At 73.0% G+C, this 21,229-nt stretch carries 14 protein-coding genes and 1 pseudogene; 11 read left to right on the forward strand and 4 right to left on the reverse strand.

Annotated elements, in window-relative coordinates:
- Positions 1–128: 128 nt before the first annotated feature.
- Positions 129–902, reverse strand: coding sequence for a phosphotransferase (locus ACIBO8_RS32050; RefSeq protein ID WP_396119138.1), 774 nt, complete (start codon positions 900–902; stop codon positions 129–131).
- 646 nt (positions 903–1,548) lie between these two features.
- On the opposite strand from ACIBO8_RS32050, the gene ACIBO8_RS32055 reads away from it, so the two are divergent.
- From ACIBO8_RS32055 to ACIBO8_RS32100, 10 genes are all read left to right on the forward strand, one after another.
- Positions 1,549–2,316 (forward strand): peptidoglycan-binding protein, encoded by a 768-nt coding sequence (locus tag ACIBO8_RS32055; protein WP_396119139.1) that lies wholly within the window; start codon positions 1,549–1,551, stop codon positions 2,314–2,316.
- A gap of 88 nt (positions 2,317–2,404) precedes the next feature.
- Positions 2,405–2,890: a hypothetical protein gene (locus ACIBO8_RS32060; RefSeq protein ID WP_396119141.1), complete on the forward strand. Its 486-nt coding sequence runs from the start codon at positions 2,405–2,407 to the stop codon at positions 2,888–2,890.
- Positions 2,887–5,280, forward strand: coding sequence for a M48 family metalloprotease (locus tag ACIBO8_RS32065; protein ID WP_396119142.1), 2,394 nt, complete (start codon positions 2,887–2,889; stop codon positions 5,278–5,280). Before ACIBO8_RS32060 ends, ACIBO8_RS32065 begins: the two co-directional genes overlap by 4 nt.
- A 235-nt stretch (positions 5,281–5,515) precedes the next feature.
- Positions 5,516–6,985, forward strand: a complete 1,470-nt coding sequence (locus ACIBO8_RS32070) for a hypothetical protein (RefSeq protein WP_396119143.1) — start codon at positions 5,516–5,518, stop codon at positions 6,983–6,985.
- Positions 6,982–9,972, forward strand: coding sequence for a DUF6603 domain-containing protein (locus ACIBO8_RS32075; RefSeq protein ID WP_396119144.1), 2,991 nt, complete (start codon positions 6,982–6,984; stop codon positions 9,970–9,972). Before ACIBO8_RS32070 ends, ACIBO8_RS32075 begins: the two co-directional genes overlap by 4 nt.
- On the forward strand, positions 9,969–12,008 hold the full coding sequence (locus tag ACIBO8_RS32080; RefSeq protein ID WP_396119145.1) for a hypothetical protein: 2,040 nt from the start codon (positions 9,969–9,971) through the stop codon (positions 12,006–12,008). The genes ACIBO8_RS32075 and ACIBO8_RS32080 overlap by 4 nt, the downstream gene beginning before the upstream one ends.
- A gap of 9 nt (positions 12,009–12,017) precedes the next feature.
- Positions 12,018–13,109: a hypothetical protein gene (locus ACIBO8_RS32085; RefSeq protein WP_396119146.1), complete on the forward strand. Its 1,092-nt coding sequence runs from the start codon at positions 12,018–12,020 to the stop codon at positions 13,107–13,109.
- 1 nt (position 13,110) lies between these two features.
- Positions 13,111–15,510, forward strand: coding sequence for a hypothetical protein (locus ACIBO8_RS32090; protein WP_396119147.1), 2,400 nt, complete (start codon positions 13,111–13,113; stop codon positions 15,508–15,510).
- An 11-nt stretch (positions 15,511–15,521) separates the two neighbouring features.
- A complete protein-coding gene (locus ACIBO8_RS32095) occupies positions 15,522–17,528 on the forward strand; it encodes a hypothetical protein (protein WP_396119149.1) in 2,007 nt (668 codons plus the stop codon).
- Positions 17,529–17,538: 10 nt separating this feature from the next.
- Positions 17,539–19,068: a hypothetical protein gene (locus tag ACIBO8_RS32100; RefSeq protein ID WP_396119151.1), complete on the forward strand. Its 1,530-nt coding sequence runs from the start codon at positions 17,539–17,541 to the stop codon at positions 19,066–19,068.
- 85 nt (positions 19,069–19,153) lie between these two features.
- Here the strand turns inward: ACIBO8_RS32100 and ACIBO8_RS32105 are convergent.
- Positions 19,154–19,249: pseudogene (locus ACIBO8_RS32105) on the reverse strand (peptide deformylase); the annotation flags it as partial.
- A gap of 17 nt (positions 19,250–19,266) precedes the next feature.
- Between ACIBO8_RS32105 and ACIBO8_RS32110 the strand changes: the two are divergent.
- A complete protein-coding gene (locus ACIBO8_RS32110) occupies positions 19,267–19,485 on the forward strand; it encodes a hypothetical protein (RefSeq protein ID WP_396119152.1) in 219 nt (72 codons plus the stop codon).
- Positions 19,486–19,590: 105 nt separating this feature from the next.
- Here ACIBO8_RS32110 and ACIBO8_RS32115 read toward each other — a convergent pair whose 3' ends face one another.
- Positions 19,591–19,944 (reverse strand): hypothetical protein, encoded by a 354-nt coding sequence (locus ACIBO8_RS32115; protein WP_396119153.1) that lies wholly within the window; start codon positions 19,942–19,944, stop codon positions 19,591–19,593.
- Complete coding sequence (locus tag ACIBO8_RS32120; RefSeq protein ID WP_396119154.1) at positions 19,941–20,777, reverse strand: AraC family transcriptional regulator; 837 nt, start codon at positions 20,775–20,777, stop codon at positions 19,941–19,943. Before ACIBO8_RS32120 ends, ACIBO8_RS32115 begins: the two co-directional genes overlap by 4 nt.
- Positions 20,778–21,229: the final 452 nt, after the last annotated feature.

Here is a 21,229-nt window from a genome sequence, read left to right on the forward strand (position 1 = left end):
CAGCCAGCCCAGCCCGGTGAAGGCCCACCGCTCCTCCGCTCTCCGAGCACAACGGGAAAGCCCTGGATCTGAGCGCAATCATTCGGACGTCTGCGGCGGTGACCTGCCGAGGGCGGTGAGGACGTCGATCAACGCCGCCAGAACCCGTCTGGGAGTGCCTCGACATCCGAGGCCGACCGTTCGAGAAGGTCGGCGATGGGTATGAGCGCGATGGAAGCCGGGTCCCCGGCGTCGGCTGTTCGGCGGATGACGTCGGCCTGTCGCCGGGCCCGCTGCGGGACCAGAACTGCGAACGCAGATCGGTCGTCGTCGTAGCCATAGGCATCGAGAAACAGATGAAGGCGGCGGCGCCGTTCGTCGAGATCGTGGCTGCGTAACGGCGTGCCGTCTCTCGTTGACGCGAGCGGCACCCACGGTATCGAGGAGAACGCTAGATCCCACTCCCGTGGCGACGGACCGGCGGTGTCCCAGTCGTAGAAGCCGACCAGGCGGTCGCCGTCCACGACCGCATTGTAGGGACCGGCGTCCTGGTGGCCGATGACCAGGCCGGGTCGCATCGTGCCGCCAATGAACCAGCGCTCGTGCGCGGGCGGGGTGAAGTCGGCGGTCAGGTCATGGAGACGTCGTAGCCAACGGCCGACGTGGGCCAGCATTGAATCGGCCGAGGCCCATTCGGGCCAGGGCTCTCGGTCACCGATGGTCTCTCCCCGCAGATAGGTGAGCATCTCGCGGCCCTGGTCGTCGATACCGAGCGCCCTCGGGGCACCGTCGAAGCCGGCGTCCTCCAGGTGCCGCAGCACCGCGTGCACCGCCGGCGTCCACGGCGAGGCCCGTTTGTGGACGACGTCACCGATCAGTACGGCGCCGGTGGTGTTGCCGCCGGGCAGGGTTACTTCGCGCATCCGTCGTGTGTATCGGTCTCCGAACGACATCGACACCGAATTCGGTGAGGCATGCGCCGTCCGTTGCATCGCGCAGATCAGCGGCTCGCAGTCGCTTTTCGCAGGTCCGCGGGTTGGCGCGGGCGATCTGCTGCCTCGTGCCATGGCACGCGTGTCGCGCATCAGTTGTCGGAGATCCGTCGCACATCAGCGCGTTCATGGCCGCATCCGCATGAGACGGCCGATCTTCAGGGCACCTGTCGGGTCATCTTGAACGGGGGGCGGGAAGGCGGAGCGCCCCGCCGGGCGAGTGACCGTGCGGATACCGCATGGTGTAAGCCGGTCGGGTCAGGCGTACGTGCAGACGCTGCCGTGTTCGAGGACCGACGCCGGGGTCACACCGGGCCACGGCTGCAGGGTCTCGTTGAGGTCCACGACATTCGTGGTACCTCCGGCGGGGAGGTAGTGCCCCGTGTCGAAGCCCCACGTCCGTGCGTGAACGCCCGCGCCGGCGTGGCGCCGCTCCAGCGGAATAGGTCCTTGCTGCTCATCGCACGCCCCCGAGATCCCTCGCATTTCGCCGACAAGGCACGGCGGAGCCTATAGCCATTACCGAGGCGGTTTCCGAAGGAATCTTCCGTCCTCTCTTTCCACGACGGAGCTCAAGTTGTCACTCATCCGACAAACGAAGGGCGACCGGGCGATTTCCGCATGCCGGCCCCCGCCAAGCATTTCACTGGTAGCCATCACCGCCCGCTCACCGGAGAGGACTAATGGGATGGCCACCTACAGCCAGTTCGTCAAGATAGCTCTGACACAGCAGGGTGATCCCTACGTGTTCGGCTCGGAGGCCGAGTTCGACGACCCGAACCCCGACAGCTTCGACTGCTCCGAGCTGGTGGAGTGGGCCGCCGCGCGCTGCGACGTCACGTTCGTCGACGGCGCCCAGAACCAGCGTGACGCCTGCCGGAAAGCCCACAAACTCATCTCGGTGGAACGCGCCTGCAAGACCAGAGGAGCATTGCTCTTCCGCATCGACGAGGGCCCGTCGAACGACCACGTCGCCATTTCTCTGGGAAACGGTAAGACCATTGAAGCGCGCGGCAGAAAGTACGGCGTGAACAAGTTCCCGGTCGAGCACCGGGGGTGGACGCACGGCGGGCTGGTTCCCGGATTGCACGCGGACAAGCATCACGAATTGCTGGAGCTCGGCTGTCTCGGCGAGGAGGTCCGCTGGGTGCAGCGCCGGTTGCAGATGCACGGATTCGATCCCGGACCTGCTGACGGTGTCTACGGGCGGCGCACCGACACGGCCGTACGGGATTTCCAGAAGAAGCACCACCTGGAGGTCGACGGCGTCGTGGGACCGATCACGCGCAGCGCGTTGTCGGCCGCGCCCGCCCAGCACCGGGAACCGGCCGCCGCTCTCACCTGAGGCGCGCCCGATACATCCCACATTGGGAAGTATTGTGACGGTCGCCGCGCCACGACGGCCGAACTCACGCAGCACGAAAGAGGACAGCATGTCGAACCAGCAGCCATCCGTCCTGGATCGGGACCTGGTGCAGGCCCTGACCGCAGCCGCACTGGCCGCGAGCGCGCCGGAAGAGCTGCCGATCCTCGACGAGACCGCCGAGGAGTACTTCGCCGACCCCGATGCTGTCCTCCACCCCCGCCGGCGCGATGAAGCTGTCGGCTTCGGCGTCGACCTCGCGCTGCTCGCTCCGTACACCCTCGCCATCGCGACACCCGTGGTGCAGTTCCTCTTCGAGACGGTCGCCAGCGAGGCGCAGAACGCCGCGAGACCGTTCGTGGCCCAGGCGGTGCGCCGGCTGCTACGCCGCCCCGCCGACGACGCCGGCGGAACCGGTGCGACGCCCCTGAATCCCCGACAGGCGAGACGGGTACGCGAGATCGCGTACGACCGCGCCCGGTACCTCGGCCTTCCGGAGGCCCAGTGCGTGCTCCTGGCCGACTCGGTCGCCGGCGCGATCCTGGTGTCCGAGTGAGCGACCTCGGCGAACCGGCCTCGACCGGCGACGGCCCCGGCAGACCACGTCCGGACGTGCTCGCCTGTCCCCCTTCCACCACGGCGCGGTTCCTCCTGCTCGTGGTGGCGACGGTGGCGGCCGGCCTGTTCGTCGGGGTGTTCGTGCACAACATGGTGGCGGGCGGCCGGTGGCAACGCGAGGTCGCAGCGTGCGCCCCCGGCCTGCTCGACCCCTCGCCCGGCATCGTCGCCTGGCAGGCCGACCTGGCCGACTGCACGGCCGGCGCCGAGCAGCGACGCGCGATGTTCGCGCTGGCGGGACTGGCCACCGCCGCGGCCGCCGCGTTCGTGATCTTCCGATGCTCGCCCCGCCACCTGGAACGCCGCCGCCGGTTGCGCCCGGCCGACGAGCGGTTCGCCACGGCGAGGCAACGCTTCGCCGAGCTGTCCCACGCCGCCGGGCTGCCCCGCCCACCGACGCTCATGACCGGCCCCGCGACGCAACGGGACGCCTTCAGTTACGGACTTCCGGGAAACCAGCGGGTTGTCATGCCGACGGCAGTGCTCCTCCGGCCTCAACGCCCGGAGTTCGCCGCGCTGGCGGCACACGAGCTTGCGCATGTGGCGGGCCGGGACGTCACCGTGGCATGGGCGGCCAAGTCGATCGGGTACGCCGTGGCGCCGCTGCTGCTGGTACCGGTGCTCCTCGCCGTACTGATGGGCGAGCTGTCGCTGCTGTCCGACTACGTCTGGCGCGCCGTGCTGCTGGGTGCGGTGGTCGCGCTCACCCGTGCGGCGATCCTCCGGTCCCGGGAACACGACGCCGACCTTCGCGCCGCCCGTAGGGGAAGCAACGTCGCGGCACTGTCGGCCGTACTGGCCGGAATGCCGAACGCCGGGCACCGGCGGCTGCGCCGGTTGCTCGCCAACCACCCGTGCTCCCACAGCAGGATCGCCGTGCTCGACAACCCGGCTGGCATCGCCCGGGCAAGCTTTGTGGACGGCGCGGCGGCCGCCTTCCTCGCCGGCCTCCTGCCCTCCCTCATCGACCTCGCCGTCATCCCGCTGCTGACCGGCACATCGCACATCGGGGTCACCGATCTGGCCGCAGCGGCGGTCACGGGACCGCTGGTCGGGGCGACGATCGGGCTCGCGTTCTGGCGCGCCTGCCTGGTACGGCGGGTCGCCGGCGGTGACGTCCGGCCGGCACCCGCGGCGGCCGGCGTCTTCGTCGGCTTCCTGCTGGGCGGAGCGGCATCACTCGCACAGTACGGCCACCGACCGCCTTTTCTGTGGGTGCCGGCACTGTGCGCCGTGGGGGCGACGGTGGTCACCGTCGGCTTGGGAGAGCTGTGGTCGGACGCCGCCGGCCGGCTGCGTCGGGCCCGCAGCTTCTGGCTGTCCGCGGTCATCGTGCCAGGGCTGCTGTTCACCGCGGTGCTCTGGGCAGGGATCAAGGTGCAGAAAAGCCTGGAGTGGGGCGGGTGGGGGCTGGCGAGCGCCACGCTGACCGGCTACTTCGCCCGCCCGGCCATGGTCGCGGCGACGATGCTGCTGGCCCTGTCCGCCGCGTGGCCGCTGTGGGCGGCACGGCGGGACACGCTGACACCCGCATGGCTGCTCGAGTACGGCCCGCGGAACCGGTGGGCCGCCGCTGACCGTCGAGGCGCCCGCTTCGCCGTCATCGCGGGAATCGTGGCCGGCGCCTGCGGTGCGGCAGTCATCGGGGCGTTCCGGGCGCTGGCGGGCGCGGCCCAAGACAACGCTGACGCGTCCCAGCGTCTGTACACCTACGTGCTCCTCGCGGGCACTGTCGCCATCGTCGCGGCGATCGCGGTCGAGGCGTGCTGGCCGGGCCGAGGGGCCGGAGCGGCACTGGTGACCACGCCGGTCGCCGCAGTCACGGCAATGGTCGGCGTCGTCGCGCTCAACACCGCTCTGGGTGGCGCTCTGACGTGGGGCTTCGTCGTCGACGTCGGCAGGCAGCCGCTCGGCCTCGCGCTGCTCGGCCAGACCCTTGCGCTCAGCGTGGTGGCGTTCCTGCCCGGACGAGACGGCGTCGCCCGCAGAACCGGGCTGGCAGCGACTGCCGTGGTGGCGGCACTGGCCGTTCTAGCCGCCACAGCAGTGATCACGGAGCGGGATGTGCTCGTGCCGATCGCCGTGGAAGTGGTCGCGAGTGGGGCGGAAGGTGGGAGAACCATCATCGGGGCGCGGCTGGCCGGTCGCGGCGACATCCCGCAGCACAGCCGTGCCGTCATTGCTGGTGCTGACGATGGTTTGCCGGTCCGATGCGAAGGCCACCGCGTCCAGGATTCCCGTGTGCCCGGTCAAAGGTTGCCCTCGGGTGCCCGTGATCGCGGTTGCGAACATCCCACCATTGGAGCGGTCCGTCCTGGCTCGCCGTGACCCGCGCGCTCCCGTCGGCGGAGAAAGCGACGCCCGCGACGATTCGGGTGTGTCCGACGAGGGGCTGTCCCAGCGCCGCCGGTCGTGGGTCGTGCTGACCGCCGGCTACTGGCAGACCTTCTGGCCATGGGCGGGCAGCAGGCGCCGGCGACCGGCGGGGAGTAACCCACCCGATCGGGCGACGCGGCTGTACCCGGCCCGGCGCGCGACCGACAATCGAGCGGGGTGAGGGTCCATGGGGGTGAAACCCAAAGCGCTGATCAAGGCTATCTGCCCGGCCGGAACCGAACAGTTCTCGCTGGCATCGAGCGGTCCGATCGGCACCGCGTACGGCAAGTGGCTGGGTTGCCAGTACGTCCTGTCCCGGATGCTCGTGCCGCCCGGCATCAAGTCGTACGTGATGGTGGATTTCGGTATCTGGCGATCGGCCGACTGGCTACCGATGACCATCTACGATCTCGGCCGGTACGACCCCCGCGTCGTCCTGGCGTTGACCGGGACGGACTGGTCCCGGCGCGGCCTGCAGCGCACCGACATCCTCGACTCCGACCTGGACCACGTCTACGAGATCAAGCCGCGGCGCAGAGCGGATGAGGGGCCGCCGCAGCTGGCCCGCTACCTTGACCAGCTGCGTCTGACCGCGCCGGAGACTGCGTCGATTCTCCAGCCCGATCGGAAGCGCAACTGGCAACCAGGCACCTGGGATCCGAGCCCGTACGTCCTGGTCATCCCCAGCATCACCGGCGAGATCACGTTCTTCATGGCCGAGCAGGACGTGCTGAACCCCGGGGTGATCATCTACGACATCATCAAGTGCCGCCGGAAGCCGGACGAGCAGGCCGAGGAGCTCGCCGACACCAGCATCGTCAGCCTGGTCTCGCCGATGTCCGACGCGCGTCCCCAGCTGACCGCGGTCCTGGCCCGGACCCTGCCGCGCGCGCCGACCGGCTCGACGTACGCGTTCATCGTGCCGGAGCGGTTCTTCCAGCTGTTCGTGATCGGCGCCTGGGACCGCGAGATCGACCGCAAGATCCAGTCGACGTACGGGATCCGCCCCGGGCCCGCGCTGACCTCGTTCGTCCTCTCGACCTGGGCCGGGGCGTTTTTCCTCAACCCCGAGCTGGCCACCGCGGCCGCGCTGACCACCGGGTACCTGCCCACCGACGAGATCGAGCGGTTCTACGGCATCACGTTGGCGATACGGGCGGTCGCCTCCGTCGCCGTGCTGATCGGCCCGGATGTCGGCTTCGCCGCCGCCGCCGTCGGAGAGACGGTCGCGGCGACGGCCGCTCCCGCGGTCACCGCGACCACCGCCGTCGAGGCGATCGGCACGGCTGCCCCGGTCATCGCGAGCGAGCTGACCGCGCTCAGCACGACCGTGGCGACCGGCGCCGGCACCGCCGTCTCGGCCGGCGCCCAGCTGGCCCCCTGGATGATCGGCGGCGGCGCGGCCACCGGATCCGGCGCGTCGTCCACCAGCGTCGGCCTGGTCGCCATGCTCGCCGTCGGCCTCATCTCCGCCGATGCCGACGCGGCGACCCGCACCAACCCGGGTGTGCCACCGGGTACGGTGGCCGCCGACCCGGTATACCTGGTCCCCACCGAGCTGTTGGTCCCACGCCGAGGACGGATCGAGGCGGGCGCAGAGGTCTCCTACGGCGACGAGCGGTACTTCATCATCGGCGTGGTCAAGGCCGAGCGATGAGCGGCGACGTCTGGACCACCCTCGCCGCCGAGGTCCGCGACCTCACCCTTCCCCTGGCCGTGGCCGCGCAGAACGAGGACGCCCGCCGCGCACTGCTCATCCGTCTGGGCCGAGACCCGGCGGACCTGTCCGCGCTCGACCCCGGTGCGCTCGCCGCCGTACCCACGGCCGCGGACGCGCTGACCGAGCTCGCCGAGGCCGGTGGCCGCGACCTGGGCGCGCTCGCCGAGCTGCTCGCCCAGGTCGGCGAGGTGGCCGCCGCCATCGACCGGCTCGGCGACGTGGGCGCCGAGCTCCTCGACGTGGTCGTCGTCGAACATCTGGCCCGACGGCATCCGGTGGCGTTGCAGGTGGCGCGGCTGCTCACCCTGGTCGAAGACGGCAGGATCCGACTCGACCGGCTCATCGACCTGCTGACCGACCCCGCCCGGCTGCTCCGCGACCACTTCCTCGGCGCGGACGCGTTGAGCACGGTCGACTCGGCCCGCGCGGTCGCCGCCCGGGTGTTCGACCCGATCGGCGTCCTGCTCGCCGCCTCGGGCGCGATCGTCACCACCGGCAGCGACGTCGCCGCCGACCCGGCCCGCAGCCTGCAGTTCCTCTACACCCTGAACGTTGCGGAGCCGTCCGTGCGGCTCGGCGCCCTGCTGCGCCTGCTGTCCGGGCAGGAGGGTGTCCGCGGCGTCGGCGTGACTGCGATCGGCGGCATCGCGGAGTCCTTCGAAACCCGCGGCCTGCTCATCACCCTGTCGGTGACCGCCGACCCCGGCGAGTTCGTCCTCAGCGGCGACGGCGTGACCCTGCCGCCGCACGCCGAGCACCTGACCGTCGAGGCGTCCCTGGCCCGCCGCGCTCAGGAGGGCCGGCCGGCGCTGCTCGTCGGCTCGCCCACCGGCACCCGTCTGGAGATCTCCCGGATGGCCGTCTCCGCGAGGTTCGAGCTGCGCGGCGACAGCCGGGACGTGGCGCTGAGCATCGAACTGTCCGGCGGCCTGCTCGCGGTCACCGGCGGCGACGACGGCTTCCTCGGCACCGTCCTGTCCGGAGTCCGGATCGCCGCGCCGTTCGACATCGCGTTCGACTGGTCACTGAGCAAAGGCTTCCGGATGCGCGGCACCTCCGGCCTGACCGTCGACATCCCGGTGAACGCAGAGCTCGGTCCGGTCCGCCTCGGCACCCTTACCTTGGCCGTGGTCCCCGACCCCTCGGCCCTGCTGATCGACGTGGCCGGCTCGCTGTCGCTGCGTCTCGGCCCGTTCGCGGCGTCCGTCGACCGGCTCGGCATCCGCGGCGTGCTCTCCTTCCCGCCGCGGTCCGGGAACCTCGGCTTCGCCCAGCTCGACCTCGGCATCCGGCCACCGAGCGGCGCCGGCCTCGCGATCGACTCCCCGGCCGTACGCGGTGGTGGTTATCTGTACTTCGACCCGCCGGCGGGTCGCTATGCCGGTGTCTTCGAGCTGACCCTGCTGGGCACCGTCTCCGTGAAAGTCGTCGCGCTCATCACCACCAGGCTCCCCGGCGGCGCGGACGGCTTCGCTCTGCTGCTCCTGATCACCGCCGAGGGATTCACCCCCGTGCAGCTCGGCCTGGGCTTCGCGCTGACCGGCGTGGGCGGCCTGCTCGCGCTCAACCGCACGATCGACGCCGACGCCGTCCGCGACGGGCTCAGCTCCGGAGTGCTCGACTCTGTCCTGTTCGCCAAGGACCCGGTGGCAAACGCGACCCAGCTGCTCGCCACCCTCGACCGGATCTTCCCGCTCGCCGCCGACCGATTGCTGATCGGGCCGCTCGCCGAGATCAGCTGGGGCACCCCGGCGATCGTCAAGATCCGGCTGGCACTGCTACTGGAGGTGCCGCAACCACTGCGCGTGGTACTGCTCGCCGCACTCTCGCTGGTGCTGCCCGACCCGGATGCCCCGGTCGTCGAGGTGCACGTGGACGCCATCGGCGTGCTCGACCTCTCCCGGGGCGAACTCGCGCTGGACGCGTCGCTGCACCACTCACGACTGTGGCGGCTCACCCTCTCCGGCGACATGGCGGTACGCCTGAACTGGGGAAGCGACCCGCTCTTCGTGTTCAGCATCGGCGGCTTCCACCCCCGGTTCGTCCCGCCGAAGGGCCTGCGCAGGCTGGAACGACTCGCCGTCAGCCTGGCCACCGGCGACAACCCGTTGGTCCGGCTCGAGCTGTACCTCGCGCTCACCACCAACACCATCCAGCTGGGCGCGCGACTGCAGGTCCGGGTCGTCTTCGGCGGCTTCGGGATCGACGGCGGTGGCGCGTTCGACGCCCTCGTGCAGTGGAACCCGTTCGGTCTCGACGTCGCCATGCAAGCCTGGGTGCGGGTGTTCACCCCGCTCGGCGACCTGTTCGCGGTGCGGCTGGCGCTGCAGGTCACCGGCCCCCAACCGTGGCACTTCGCCGGCCGCGCGGCGGTGCAGATCCTCTTCTGGACCTTCGAGGCGAGCGTCGACCTGACGATCGGCGACCCGCAGCCGCCGCCCGTTCTCGACAAGGTCGACGTGGCGGCGCTCATCCGCAAAGAGCTGACCGAGGCCGGCAACTGGTCGGCCACGCTGGGCGGTCGCGCACCCGGCGTCACGCTCGCGCCGCCGGACGCTTCGGCCACGCTGGTGCACCCGCTGGCGACCATCACGGCCCGGCAGCGGATCGCGCCGCTGGAGACGCCGATCAGCCGGGTCGGCGCGTTGCTGCCCACCGAGGGCACCCGCACCTACGGTCTTGTCGTCACCGCGCCTGCCGGAGTGGACGTACGCACCGCCACCGAGCAGTACCCGCTCGCGCAGTTCACCGACGACCTGGACGCCGAGACCAAGCTGCGCGCGCCGGCCGTCTCGCCGCGTCCGGGCGGCGTCACTCTGGCCGCGGCCGGCGCCGGCGTTCCGCTCGCGCTGGCCGTACGCACCGATCTCACCTACGAGACGCTGGAGCTGACCTCCCTCGACGCGCCGGCGGTGCCGACATGAGCCTGGTGCGCACGTTCCTACCCTGGTGGCGCGAGGGCCTCGCCGTCACGCTCGGCGACCGGCCGCCGGCCGGAAGGTCACGGGCGGCACTGCCCATTTCCGTGCGGCTACGGGAGAGCCCCCTGGATCCGGTACGACTGCCCTTCGAATTCGCCGGCCCAGGCGACGTGGCCGGGCTCGACCCGGCCGAGATCCTGCGCACCGAGCCGTACGACGGCTGCCCGGGCTTCGAACCGGCCTTCTTCCCGTATGTGGAGCTGGCCTCCCCCGACCTGCCCTGGCGTTTCACCCCGTTCGGTCCGGCCACCAAGGCGCTGCCCGATCCCGAGGGCGGCCCGGGATCCGAGCAGAACCGGCTCCAGCCCTGGCTCGCGCTCGTCGTGGTGCCTGCCGAGCGGGCCACCGTCGACCCGGCCGCACCCGGCAGGCTGCCGGTGCTCGCCTGCGACGCCGCGGAGCTGCCCGACCCGGCCGAGCTATGGGCCTGGGCACACGTGCAGCTCACCCACGACGCCGGGGCAGCGCCCGAGGACGCGCCTACCCGGGTCGCCCGGCTCCTCTGCCCGCGCCGCCTGCAGCCCGAAACCCGTTATCTCGCCGGCCTGGTGCCCACCTTCGCGGCCGGCCGCTCGTCACTCGTCCCTGGCCCGGCGCCGGCCGACCCGCTCGCTCCCGCATGGCCCGCGGCCGGCGACGTGCGGCTGCCGGTGTTCTTCCAATGGTCATTCGCCACCGGAACGGCCGGCTCGTTCGAGGCGCTGGTCCGCCGCCTGCGCCCGTTCTCCGCCCCCGCCGACGCCTCTGGTCGCCGGATCGCTCTCGACGCTCCCGGTTGGAGCGCCACCGGAACGCCGGGATCCTCGGTCCTGATGCAGGGGGCGCTGCGCCCGCTCGGCTCGGCCGAACCGGAGCTGGACGATCCCACGATCGAGCAGTCGTTGCGCGCGGCGGTCAGCACCAGCGGCCCCGGCGTGCAGCTGCGCCCGCCGCTCTACGGGCAGGACTACCAGGGTGGGGCGACCGTCGTGCCGGTCGGTCCCGGCTGGCTTGCCGAGATCAACTCCGACCCGCGCCGACGAGTGGCGGCCGGTCTGGGCAGCTGGGCCGTCGCGGTCCACCAGGACGAGCTCGTCGAGGACGCCTGGCAGCAGCTGGCCGCGGCCCGTGCCGCCCAACCGCCAGCCGGCGATCCGGCCCTGGCCGAGGCCGTGACCGGCGCGGTGCGGCGGCGTTCGACCGGCGACGCCACGACCGCACCCGCGACCGCGGACCGCTTCGCACCGAAATTCGACCGGGCCGGGTACACGCTGCTGCGCGCCGTGGCACAGGAATGGCTGCTGCCCGGCGTTGGTGACCTGCCGCCTGACTCCGTCTCGCTGGTGAGCACCAACGGCGCCTTCGCCGAGAGCGTGCTGCTCGGGATCAACCACGCCCTCGCCCGCGAGTTGATGTGGCGGCGCTACCCGCTCGACACCACCACGCTGATGGTCGACCGCTTCTGGGACGCCGGCACCGTCGACCCGGTCGCCGGGTGGAGCTCGACCGACCGGCTCGGCTCGCACGGCCCAGCCGCCGACAACCTCGTCCTGCTGCTGCGCGGCGAACTTATGCGCCGTTATCCGGGCGCGGCGCTCTACCTGGAACGAGCCGGCGAGCGCCGCGACGTCATCCTTGCCGGGACCATCGGCACCGACGTCGCCTTCTTCGGCTTCCCGCTCACCCCCGCCCAGGCCCGCGACGGCTGGTTCGCCGTCTTGGAGGAGCCGCCCGCACCCGCCCGCTTCGGCCTGGACGACCCCGGCGGCACCGCGCTGACGGCCCCGCCGCCGACCTGGCCGGACCTCGACTGGTCGCATCCACAGGTCGCCGGCCGATCGTACGTGCCGGTGGCCGGCCCGCTCGCCGGGATCCGCCGCCCGGCCGGCGCCACGGCCGCGGTCTGGGGCGCGGACTCGGCGAACCTGGCCGTCATCACCCAGCAGCCGGCGTTCCGGCTGCGAGTCCCGATCGCGCTGTGGCTGCCCCCGGCCGGATGAGGAGCGGACATGTTCGACAACCTCCGCAACGATGCGCTGGCCGGACGCGGCGCCGCCCAGGACGAGCTCGATCGGACCGGCGCGCTGCGCGACCTCGAGCAGGCGCACGCCGACGAGCTCGCCGCAGTGGTACCCCCGCTGGAAGCCCAGCTTGCCGCGACCGTCGCCGCGACCGCCGGGCCGGACGCGGCCGTGGCCGAGGCCCGCGCCACGGTCGCCGCCCGCACCGCCGAACGGGACGCCAGCCAGGCCGCGTGGGATGCATCCGCCGCCGCGCTCCGACAGCATGAGAACAACGAGCCGGAAGTGCTCGGCCCGAACGGCAAGCCCAGCCCGGAGCACATGGCGTGGCTGCGCGAGCTGCGCCAGCTGCGCAACCGACTCGCCGCGGCCGGGCAGCGGCTGCAGACCGCGCAGGCCGCCCTCGACCAGGCGAACCAGGTCCTCACCGTACGGTCGCAGGAAGCCGCCGCCGCCGCGGGAGCGGTCGCCGAGGCACAGCGCCGGCTGGAGGCCGCGCGGGCCGACGTCGCCCGGGCCGAGCAGGTCGTCGAGGGGCTCGACCGGGCCCTCGACACCCTCCGGCAGAACGTCGCACGCGCCGACGCCGGGCTCGCCGCCCTCGACGCGCGGGAGGCGCGGCTGCTGGCCGAGCCCCTCGATCGGACCGACCTGCAGAGCGCCGCGGACGACGAGCTGACGGCGTACCTCGGGCTGCGCCGCGGCCGGCGGGTGCAGCTCGACCGGCGCCTGGCGGCACGGACCGCTCGCGCCGCGGTACTGACCGCGAGCGACGCGACCGCCGAGGAGTTGGCCGTAGTGCACGACGACATCAGATCCTGGCCGGAACTGGGCAACGTGCCCGGACTGGCCGCGGCCGCCGGGCTGCTGGCGGACATCATCGCCCGTTCCCGCGCGCAGCGTGCGACACCGCCGGACAGCCGCGACGACGACCTCGCCGCCGTCACGGCCCACCTCACCGCGGTCGTCCAGATCCTCGCCGACACGGTCGCCAAGGCGGACGCCCAGCGCGATGCCGCCCGAGCCCGGCTCGACGCGCTGACGGCGCAGCTGCGGGAGCACCAGGCGGCGGGGGCCTGACATGCGACCACGCGACTACGACGACTCCGAGCCCGGCGGCGCGCAGAAGTACCGCGAGCGACTGGCCGAGTGGGAGCGGCGTCGCGACGAGCTGGCCGCCGCCTGTACCGCCGCCGGGCAGGAGCTGGTCACCCGGCAGCAGCTCGCCGTGGCGCCGGCCGCGTGGCTCGCCGCCACGCAGGCCGCGCTGATCGCGAGCATGGCCCAGGCGAGCCAGCTGGCCTCGGCCGACGCCGAGCTCGCGGCCGTGGTGACCGAGGTGACCCGCATCGACGGGTTCCTCGCCGACGTTCGACAGGCCCGGCAGACCGCGACCGCCCGACTGCTCGACGGACCCGTAACCGGCGCGGCGATCACGCTGCTGCCGCTGCGGTTGGAGAGTCGGTGGCTCGACGACGGCCTCTACGTCCGCGTCTACCCGGATGATCTGCTGATCCGGACCCACGATGAGCGGCTGACCGCCGACGAGATCACCTGGGGCACGCACTATTGGGCGGTGGGCGGCGGTGACATCGCCTGGCTGCAACTCTCGCGCCGGTACGGCCCCCAGCGCGCGGCCTGGATCATCAGGGCCTGCGACCCGGCCCGCCCGGGCCCGCAGGCACGCGACGACGGCTGGCCCCGGCCGGCCGGCGCGGACCTGCTGCCGGACCGGTTCGCCGTCGTCGCCTACTGCGCCGGGGAACCGGTCGCCGTCGCCTGGGGCGCCGACGTCGCCGGGCCGCTGGAACTCACCGTACCGGGCGGCCCGACCCCCGCCGAATGGACGACCGACCTGCCGGCGGCCGTCGCCGCGGGCATGGCGGTCCGGCTGCCGGTGCCGGCCGGCGCGCCCCCGATCGACCTGGTGGTGGCGATCGGCCTGCACACCGGCGCCGACGCCCGATCGTTGGCCGACCTGATCACCGCGCACGCCTACACCGACGGCCTAGAACTGCTCGCCGACGGCACACCGACCAACAACGCGGTGGCGGTCAACTCCGCGTTCTCCCCGGAGCGGCAGGCCGCCGTCGCCCGCCTGCTGGTGTCCGGCGGCTCCACACCGGCCGACGGCACCGCCGGTGCAGAACTGGCCGATGTCCTGGGTCTGCCGCGCGACACGTTCGCCGACATCGAAGGCGCTGCCACGGTTCGCTCGCCGCTGGACGCCGCGGCCGGGCTCCTGGTCGGGCTCGCGGCCGAGGGCGTCATGACCGCGCAGCTCGGCACGGCCGCCGACCCGCTGCGGCCGCTCGTGCGACCGGGCGGCCCCGCTCCGGTGCTGCGCACGGGCCGCCAGCCGTACGCCCTGCTGCCCGTCACCGACCCGGGCGCCTGGGTGGCCGCGCCGGGCGAGCTCGGCGCGGGGCTGAGCGCGCTGATGCACCGGTGGGCCGTCGCGTATGCCCCGGCCGCCGCCACCGACCCCAATGTCCCGGTGCCCCCGATCGGCGGGGGTGTGCCCCGGCGGGTCACCCGCGCCGACGCCGCCGACCTGCCGGAGCTGCTCCTGGAGTCGCCGCAGAGCGTGGAGTGGACCGCGCCGGACGGTACGGCACATTCGGGCGACGACCTGTTCGCGCTGCTGACGGCGGCAGCCCGCCGGGCCGCGACGCCGGTCCCGGAGGCGGCGGTGACGGTGCTCGCCGACCTCGCCCCGCACGACCGCGCGCGGTTGCTCGCCGGGCACCTCGACGCCGCGTCGCACCGCTTCGACCCCTGGGTCACGGCGGCGGTCACCGAGCGGCTCACCGCGTCGCGCGTCGCCCATCCCGGCCTGGTCGCGCTGGGCGCGGTCGGCTGGCTGACCGACGTCGCGCCGCGCACTCAGCCGGTCAGCTCCGAGCACGTCCTCGCCCCCTCGCTCGGGCACGCGGCCACCGCCGCGGTCCTGCGCTCGGCCTACCTGGGACAGACCGGGTCGAGCTCGTTCGACCTCGACCTGTCGTCGCGGCGTGTGCGTCAGGCACTGTGGCTGCTCGAGGCGGTGCGGGCCGGCCAGCCGCTCGCCGCCGTGCTGGGCTACCAGTTCGAGCGCGACCTCGCCGACGCCGGCCTCCAGCCATATCTGGCCGCCTTCCGCAAGCTGACCCGCTTCCACACCGGCACCGCCCTCGAAGCCCTTGAGGACGTGCGGCGGGCACGCCAGGTTGCGCTCCAGGCCGCGCAAGCACGGCTGGTCGAGCTGCGGGCCGCGGCCGAGGCGGCCCGGGCCGCCGTCGGCGCCGCCGCGGCCGCCCGCGCCGCCGGGCAGGGCCGCCTCGATCAGGCCGACGCCGTCGCCGCGCCCTACGACCAGATGTCGGCCGCGCTCACGACCGTTGTCGGGACCGAAATCCCCACCCTGGTCGCGGAGCTCGCCGCCATCGACGCGGGCCGCCCGCAGTCGCGGCGTCAGGCCTTCACCCTGCAGGTTCCCTGAGGAGGCGCCGGATGAAGTCGCAGGACTCCTACACCGTCGACCCCGAGCCCGCCGCCGACCTGGCCCGGTGGGCCATCGAACGGGCACGCAAGGCCCGCCAGCTCGCCGACGCCCGGGCCCGGGCCGACGCGCTGACCGCCCAGTTGCAGAGCCCGGCCGCCCAGGCCGCGATGCAGGCACGGGCGGTGGCCCAGACCGAGCTGACCAAGCTCGCCTCCGCGGAACTGACCGCACAGTCCATCGCGGACGAGGCCGACACGGCCGCCGCGCGATTCGAGAGCGGCGACCTGCTCGATGCCCAGGCGCGCCTCGACCAGGCCACCCGGGACATCGCCGACGCCCTGGCGCTGCTGCTGCGTGAGGCCAGCACCTCGGTCTCGCTCACCGCCGCGGTCGACGGATCGGCGCTGCGCGAGCGCTACCGCCGCGCCCTCGCGACCACGCCGCCGACCTGGGACCACACCACGATCCCGTTCCTGGCGACGCCGACCGGTGTGGTGGACCCCGACCTGCGCCTGCCGATCGTGGACCCGTCGGCCGGCAGCGAGTACCAGCGGCTGCTAAGCGTGCTCGACCGGCTCGACGACCGCGTCGACTCGATCGCCGACCTGATGACGGCCGAAAGCGTGCACCAGATGGTGCAGGGCAACCCGGCCCGGGCCGGCGGCGCGCTGGAGATCGCGGCATCCGGCCTGGTCCCGGACGAGCTCGACGTCATCGCCGCGCCCCGCCCCGGCCACGACGTGCTGCACCGCCTGCTGATCCTCGTCGACCCGGCGCTGCAGCCGGCCTGGCCGGTCCGCGTGGACAGCCTCGCCGCCCGGGCCGATCCACTGGCGGCGGCCTGGGTCAGCGGGCTGCTGCCCGATCCCGCCGGTGCCGTCGCGGTCGTCGACGGGATCGACGTCCCGGCCGACGAGCTCGGCCTCGACCCCCTCGATTGGCTGCGAATGGCCACCGCACCGGCCGAGCTGGCGGCCCGGATCGCCGCGGCGGTCGGCGCCACCGGCCAGGTCGAGGTCGACCTGGCCGGGCTCGGCGACCTGCTCGCGGCCGCGGCGGCCGCCGGTCGCCTGCTGGGCCGGGTACGCGCGGCCGGGCCGGACGACCTCGCCCACCCGCACGCAACGCCCGCACCGGCCGATCCGACCGACCTTCGCTCCCGGGTGAAAGCCCTGCAGGACGCGGTCACCTCCCTGACGTCCGCGCTGGAGAACGGGGAGCCCAGCGTCGCGCTGCTGCTGAAGGCGGCCGCGCTCGGCGTGCCCGAGGCGGTCCCCTCGACCGCCGACCCGGCCGTGCTCCGCTCCCTTGCCGACGCTGCGATCGCCCGGCTGCGCGCCCGCCTCGCCGACCCGCTGGCGTCCGACGCGACCGCCGACGCCTGCCGGGCCCGCGTGGAACGGCTGTGCGGAGTACGGCTGCCCCTGCTGACCACATTCCCGGTCCCGCTCGACCCGGCCGCCCGCGACGACCTTGAGCCGGGGGCGACCCGGCTGTCCGGGGCGACGCCCGCCGCCGTCCGGGACTGGATCGCCGACCAGGCGCGCGTCGCCCCCGCGACGGCCGCGTTGCGGGCCTGCCTGGATCTGGCCGAGGTGCTCGGCGCCCGGGAGCGGCTCGATCCGCGCGTCACCCAGCTCCCGATCACCACCCCGGACGTCTGGGCCGGCGCCACCGACGTCCCACGGGCCGGCGCGGTCTCGCTGGTCGTGCAGAGCTCCTACGGCGCGGCCCTGCCGGACGCTGCCGCCGGCATGGTCGTGGAGGCCTGGAACCAGGAGGTCGCCGCGCCGAGCCGACAGGCCGGTGTCGCCGTCCACCACGACCGGCCCGAGGGCCAGCCGCCTTCGGCGCTGCTCGTCGCCGTGCACCCCGACCCGGCCGGCTCGACGCCCACCTGGGACCTCGACACCCTGCTCGGCATCGTCACCGCGGCGCTGGCGCTGGCCCGTCACCGCGTCGTCGCCGCCGAACGGCGCGACCGGGCCGGCGTCTCCCTCCCGGATCCGGCGTGAAGGGCCCGAGATGCAGCTGACACCGCGATCGACCGGCGCCACCGACGCCCTCACCGCGCCCGTCGCCGATCCCCTGTGGATGGTCGGCCGTACCTGGCAGGTGAACGGCTTCCGCGGCGACGACGCCGGCACGCCGGTCAAGGTCGTCCTCGGACACACCCGCGTCGCAACCGGTCCGCCCACCCTGCAGCAGTTCGTCGAGGCCGAGCCGCCGCCCGCCGCCGACCGGCTCGACCGCGCGACGACCGTCGAGCTCGCCATGGCCCTGGTGCGCCGGCTGCGCGAGCAGGGAGTGCCGGAGGCCGTGGCAGAGCTCGCCGACGCGTTTCCCTTCGCCCCGGCCGACGCCGGCCCCGGGATCCGGCCGTTCATCGGACGCGTGCCGGACGCGGGCGCGCTGTACCAGGCACTGCGATCGGACCTGGTCGACGTGTCGCGGCCTGGGGTCGAGCGGGCCTGCCGTGACTGGCTGGCTTCGCTGGAAGGTCGGTTACGTCCTGCGGGCGCCGAGGGCGACGACCCGCCGGCCTGGGACCCGCAGCGCCTCGAATACACCTTCGGTCTCACCGCGACGCTGCCCGCCGGGAGCGTCGAATTGAGCGCCCCCGAATACCACGGCCTGGGCATCAGCTGGTTCACCTTCGACCGCGGCCCGCTGGACCCGGCGGGGGCGGATGGCGTTCCCGGTCCGGTCGCCGAGGTGGTACCGGTGCCGGTGTCCTATCCCGGCATGCCCCGGCCACGCTTCTGGGAGCTCGAGGACGGCGCGGTCAACCTTGACGCCCTCCACACCGACGACAGCCCGGCCTACCGCGTGCTGGCCGACTTCGTGCACCGCTACGCCAACGACTGGTTCCTCCTTCCGCTGTCGGTGACACCCGGCCTGGTCGTGGTCGACACGTGCGTGGTGACCGACTCGTTCGGCATCGACGTTTCCGCGCCGCCGGTCACCGGCCCATGGCGCATGTGGGAGCTCAGCTCCGAGGCGCCGACCGACCGGCTCGCCGGAGCCCGGCTCGTCCTGGCCGGGGCGCCGCGCCCCCGCGACGGCGGCCCGACCGAGGATGTCCTGCTGATCCGCGACGAGCTCGCGAACCTGGCCTGGGTAGTCGAGCGCACCACGGCCGACCCCGACGGCACTCTGGTCGACCGGCAGGCACGCTACCTGCGGCTGCGGCCGCCCGATCCCGCTCCCGCCGCGGTCGGGGACCGCTACCTGCTGGGCACGCCGGTGCCCGACTACTGGTATCCGCTGGTCGCCGCCGCCGGCCCCGACGGCCGAGCGTTGCTCGCGCTGGCCGACCTGCCGCCGGATGCGTCCGCCGTCGACGACCATGGCGTACGGGGTCTGGCCGTCCCCCACCGCGACGGCACCGTCATCGCCGACGAGGAGGTGCCCGGCGAAGGCGCCCGCCTGACCCGCCGCTTCCGCCTGGTCGCCGCCGAGGGTCGTCCCCTGCTGTGGCGTGCTCGCACTAAGGAGCCAGGCTTGGGTGAGGGCTCGTCGGGCTTGCGCTTCGACATCCTGCGTGCTGACTGACCGGGGCCGGTCGGAGAGGCGCTCGCGGGCATCCGCGTCGTTGGCGGCTGGTGACGTGGTCGCTACCGCCACCGCTGTAGGTGCGGCGCAGCTCCCGCAGCGCCTGGCGACGGGTGTCGCCGGTCAGGGTGTCGATGTAGAGGCGCCCGTCGAGGTGGTCGGTCTCGTGTTGCAGCGCCCGCCGCCTCCCCGGCCGGGGTGGCGCGCTGCGCCACCGTCGAGGAGGTCCTCGCGGCCGTTGAGAAGCTTGGCGCCACGCGAGGGCAGCTCGGGTTCGCCATCGACGGCGCCGTGGTCAAGTCCGACAGCGCCGCGGACCGGCAGCGGACCGGCTCGTCGAGCCGGGCACCACGCGCCACACCGATTCAACGACCGTCATCCATGATCGCCGCGCAAGATCCGCGGGACAGAACCTAGGCGAGGACCGGGCCGACGGGTTCAGCACCGGCGGTCCGTGGCGTACGCCTCGTCCGCATCGGATGATTCTCAGCCGGCACAGCCGGCTCGGCGGCTATCGCAGGATCACCGGGTCTGCACCTCTATCCGCTCGGTCTTGTCGGCACCCACCACCTCGATACCGATGTTGCCGATGGTGTCATCAAGGTCGAGCTCCACGACGTACGGGACGATCGCGGGCTGACCGATCTGCGGCATCGTGCCGACCACCTGGATCGCCCAGTAGTCCGGCGGACTGACGTAGACGCAGGGAACCAGGCTGACCGTCATGTTCGCCCACGGCTTTCGTCCGCTCACCACGAGCCTGGGACGGGCCGGGTAGATCATCGGTGAGATGACGTCCGCCCGCTCGAACTCGATCAGCTGACTGGACTCCCCGGCTGACCCGGGTGGGGGTGCTGGGCTCTGCTCTGTGGTCATGGCGGGCCTCCTGACCGGACATTCTCCTCCGCCGGTCTGAGTCGGCCGGGCCGGCTGCACCATCCGCAGGTTCGGGTATTGCTACGTGCCGGCCGCGCTGTGTGGGAACGGCAGGAGGAGGTCCAGTAGGTGTGCAGGGTCCGCGACGGTCTGGTGTGGTAGCGGGCCTGGTAGGCGCCCGCGAACCGGCCGGCGTGGAAGAAGCCCCAGCGCTGGGCGACCGCGGTCACCGTGGTGTGCCGCGGGTCCGCGGCCCGCAGTTCGTCGTGCGCCGGGGCCAGCCGGACGTCCCGCAAATACTCCATCGGCGTGCAGCCGAGATAGCGCCGGAATCCCGCTTGCAGGGTGCGTACGCCTACTCCCGCGACCCGGGCCAGCTCGGCGGCGGTAAACGGGTGCTCCGGACGGTCCTGGATGGCCTCGACCGCCCGCCGCACCGGTGGCGTGCGGTACGTGCGCCCCGGCCGGGTGAGCGCCTCGCGGTGGGGATGGTCGGCCAGCAGTAGCCCGACGGTCAGCATCTCGACCAGCGGCCCGCCGATCAGGGGCTGGTCGAGCAGGCCCGTTGCGTTGCCGAGCTCGCCCGCCGCCATGCGCGCTACGGACGCCCAGCTGCGCCCCGGACCCGCGGCGATGTCGAGTTCGCCGGCCAGCTGGAGCGGGCCGCGCACCGCCGTTTCGAGGTGGTTCTGCAGGTGGCGCTCGAGGAAGTCCCGTTCGATCTTGACAACGACCTGGCGGCAGTCGCTCGCCCAGCGGTCGACGATGACCTCCTCCTCCGCCCGCGAGACCACCGCCCGCCCTCCGGCGACCGCAGCGGACCCCGCGAACACCGGCGACCCGGACGACGGCCTGCTCCCTCTACTGCTGGGAAACCTGCGAGGACTTCCTCGCCAGCACTAGCTCAACCGTCGTCGCGCGGTCGACGCGCTCCAGCTCGCCCGCAAGATCACCAGCGGGCCTGGGTGGCTGACCGACATGATCGCGCTCACCCGCCGACGCCTCCATACCCACCGACCAAGGCGATCGAGATGCCCGGCTCCGCTGGCAGGTGGCTCTCAACTCACCGACATTGATCACGGTGTCCAGACCCGATGGGCTGTGAACACCGCGGGCACATGGTCCCCGCTTACGCGGACAGAATCAGCCCATCAAGAAAATCTGGTGAGGCATGTCCCTCGGTTCGGACCGGCACGTCACGACCTGAGCGCTGCCGATTCGCAACCTGTCGAGCGCGGTGTGGCCCCGAGGACGACCTCGCCGCCTTTGACGGCCGTGCGCCGGC

Origin of the sequence: Actinoplanes sp. NPDC049681, from assembly GCF_044465265.1 — a bacterium.
In the GTDB taxonomy this organism is placed as follows: Bacteria; Actinomycetota; Actinomycetes; order Mycobacteriales; family Micromonosporaceae; genus Actinoplanes.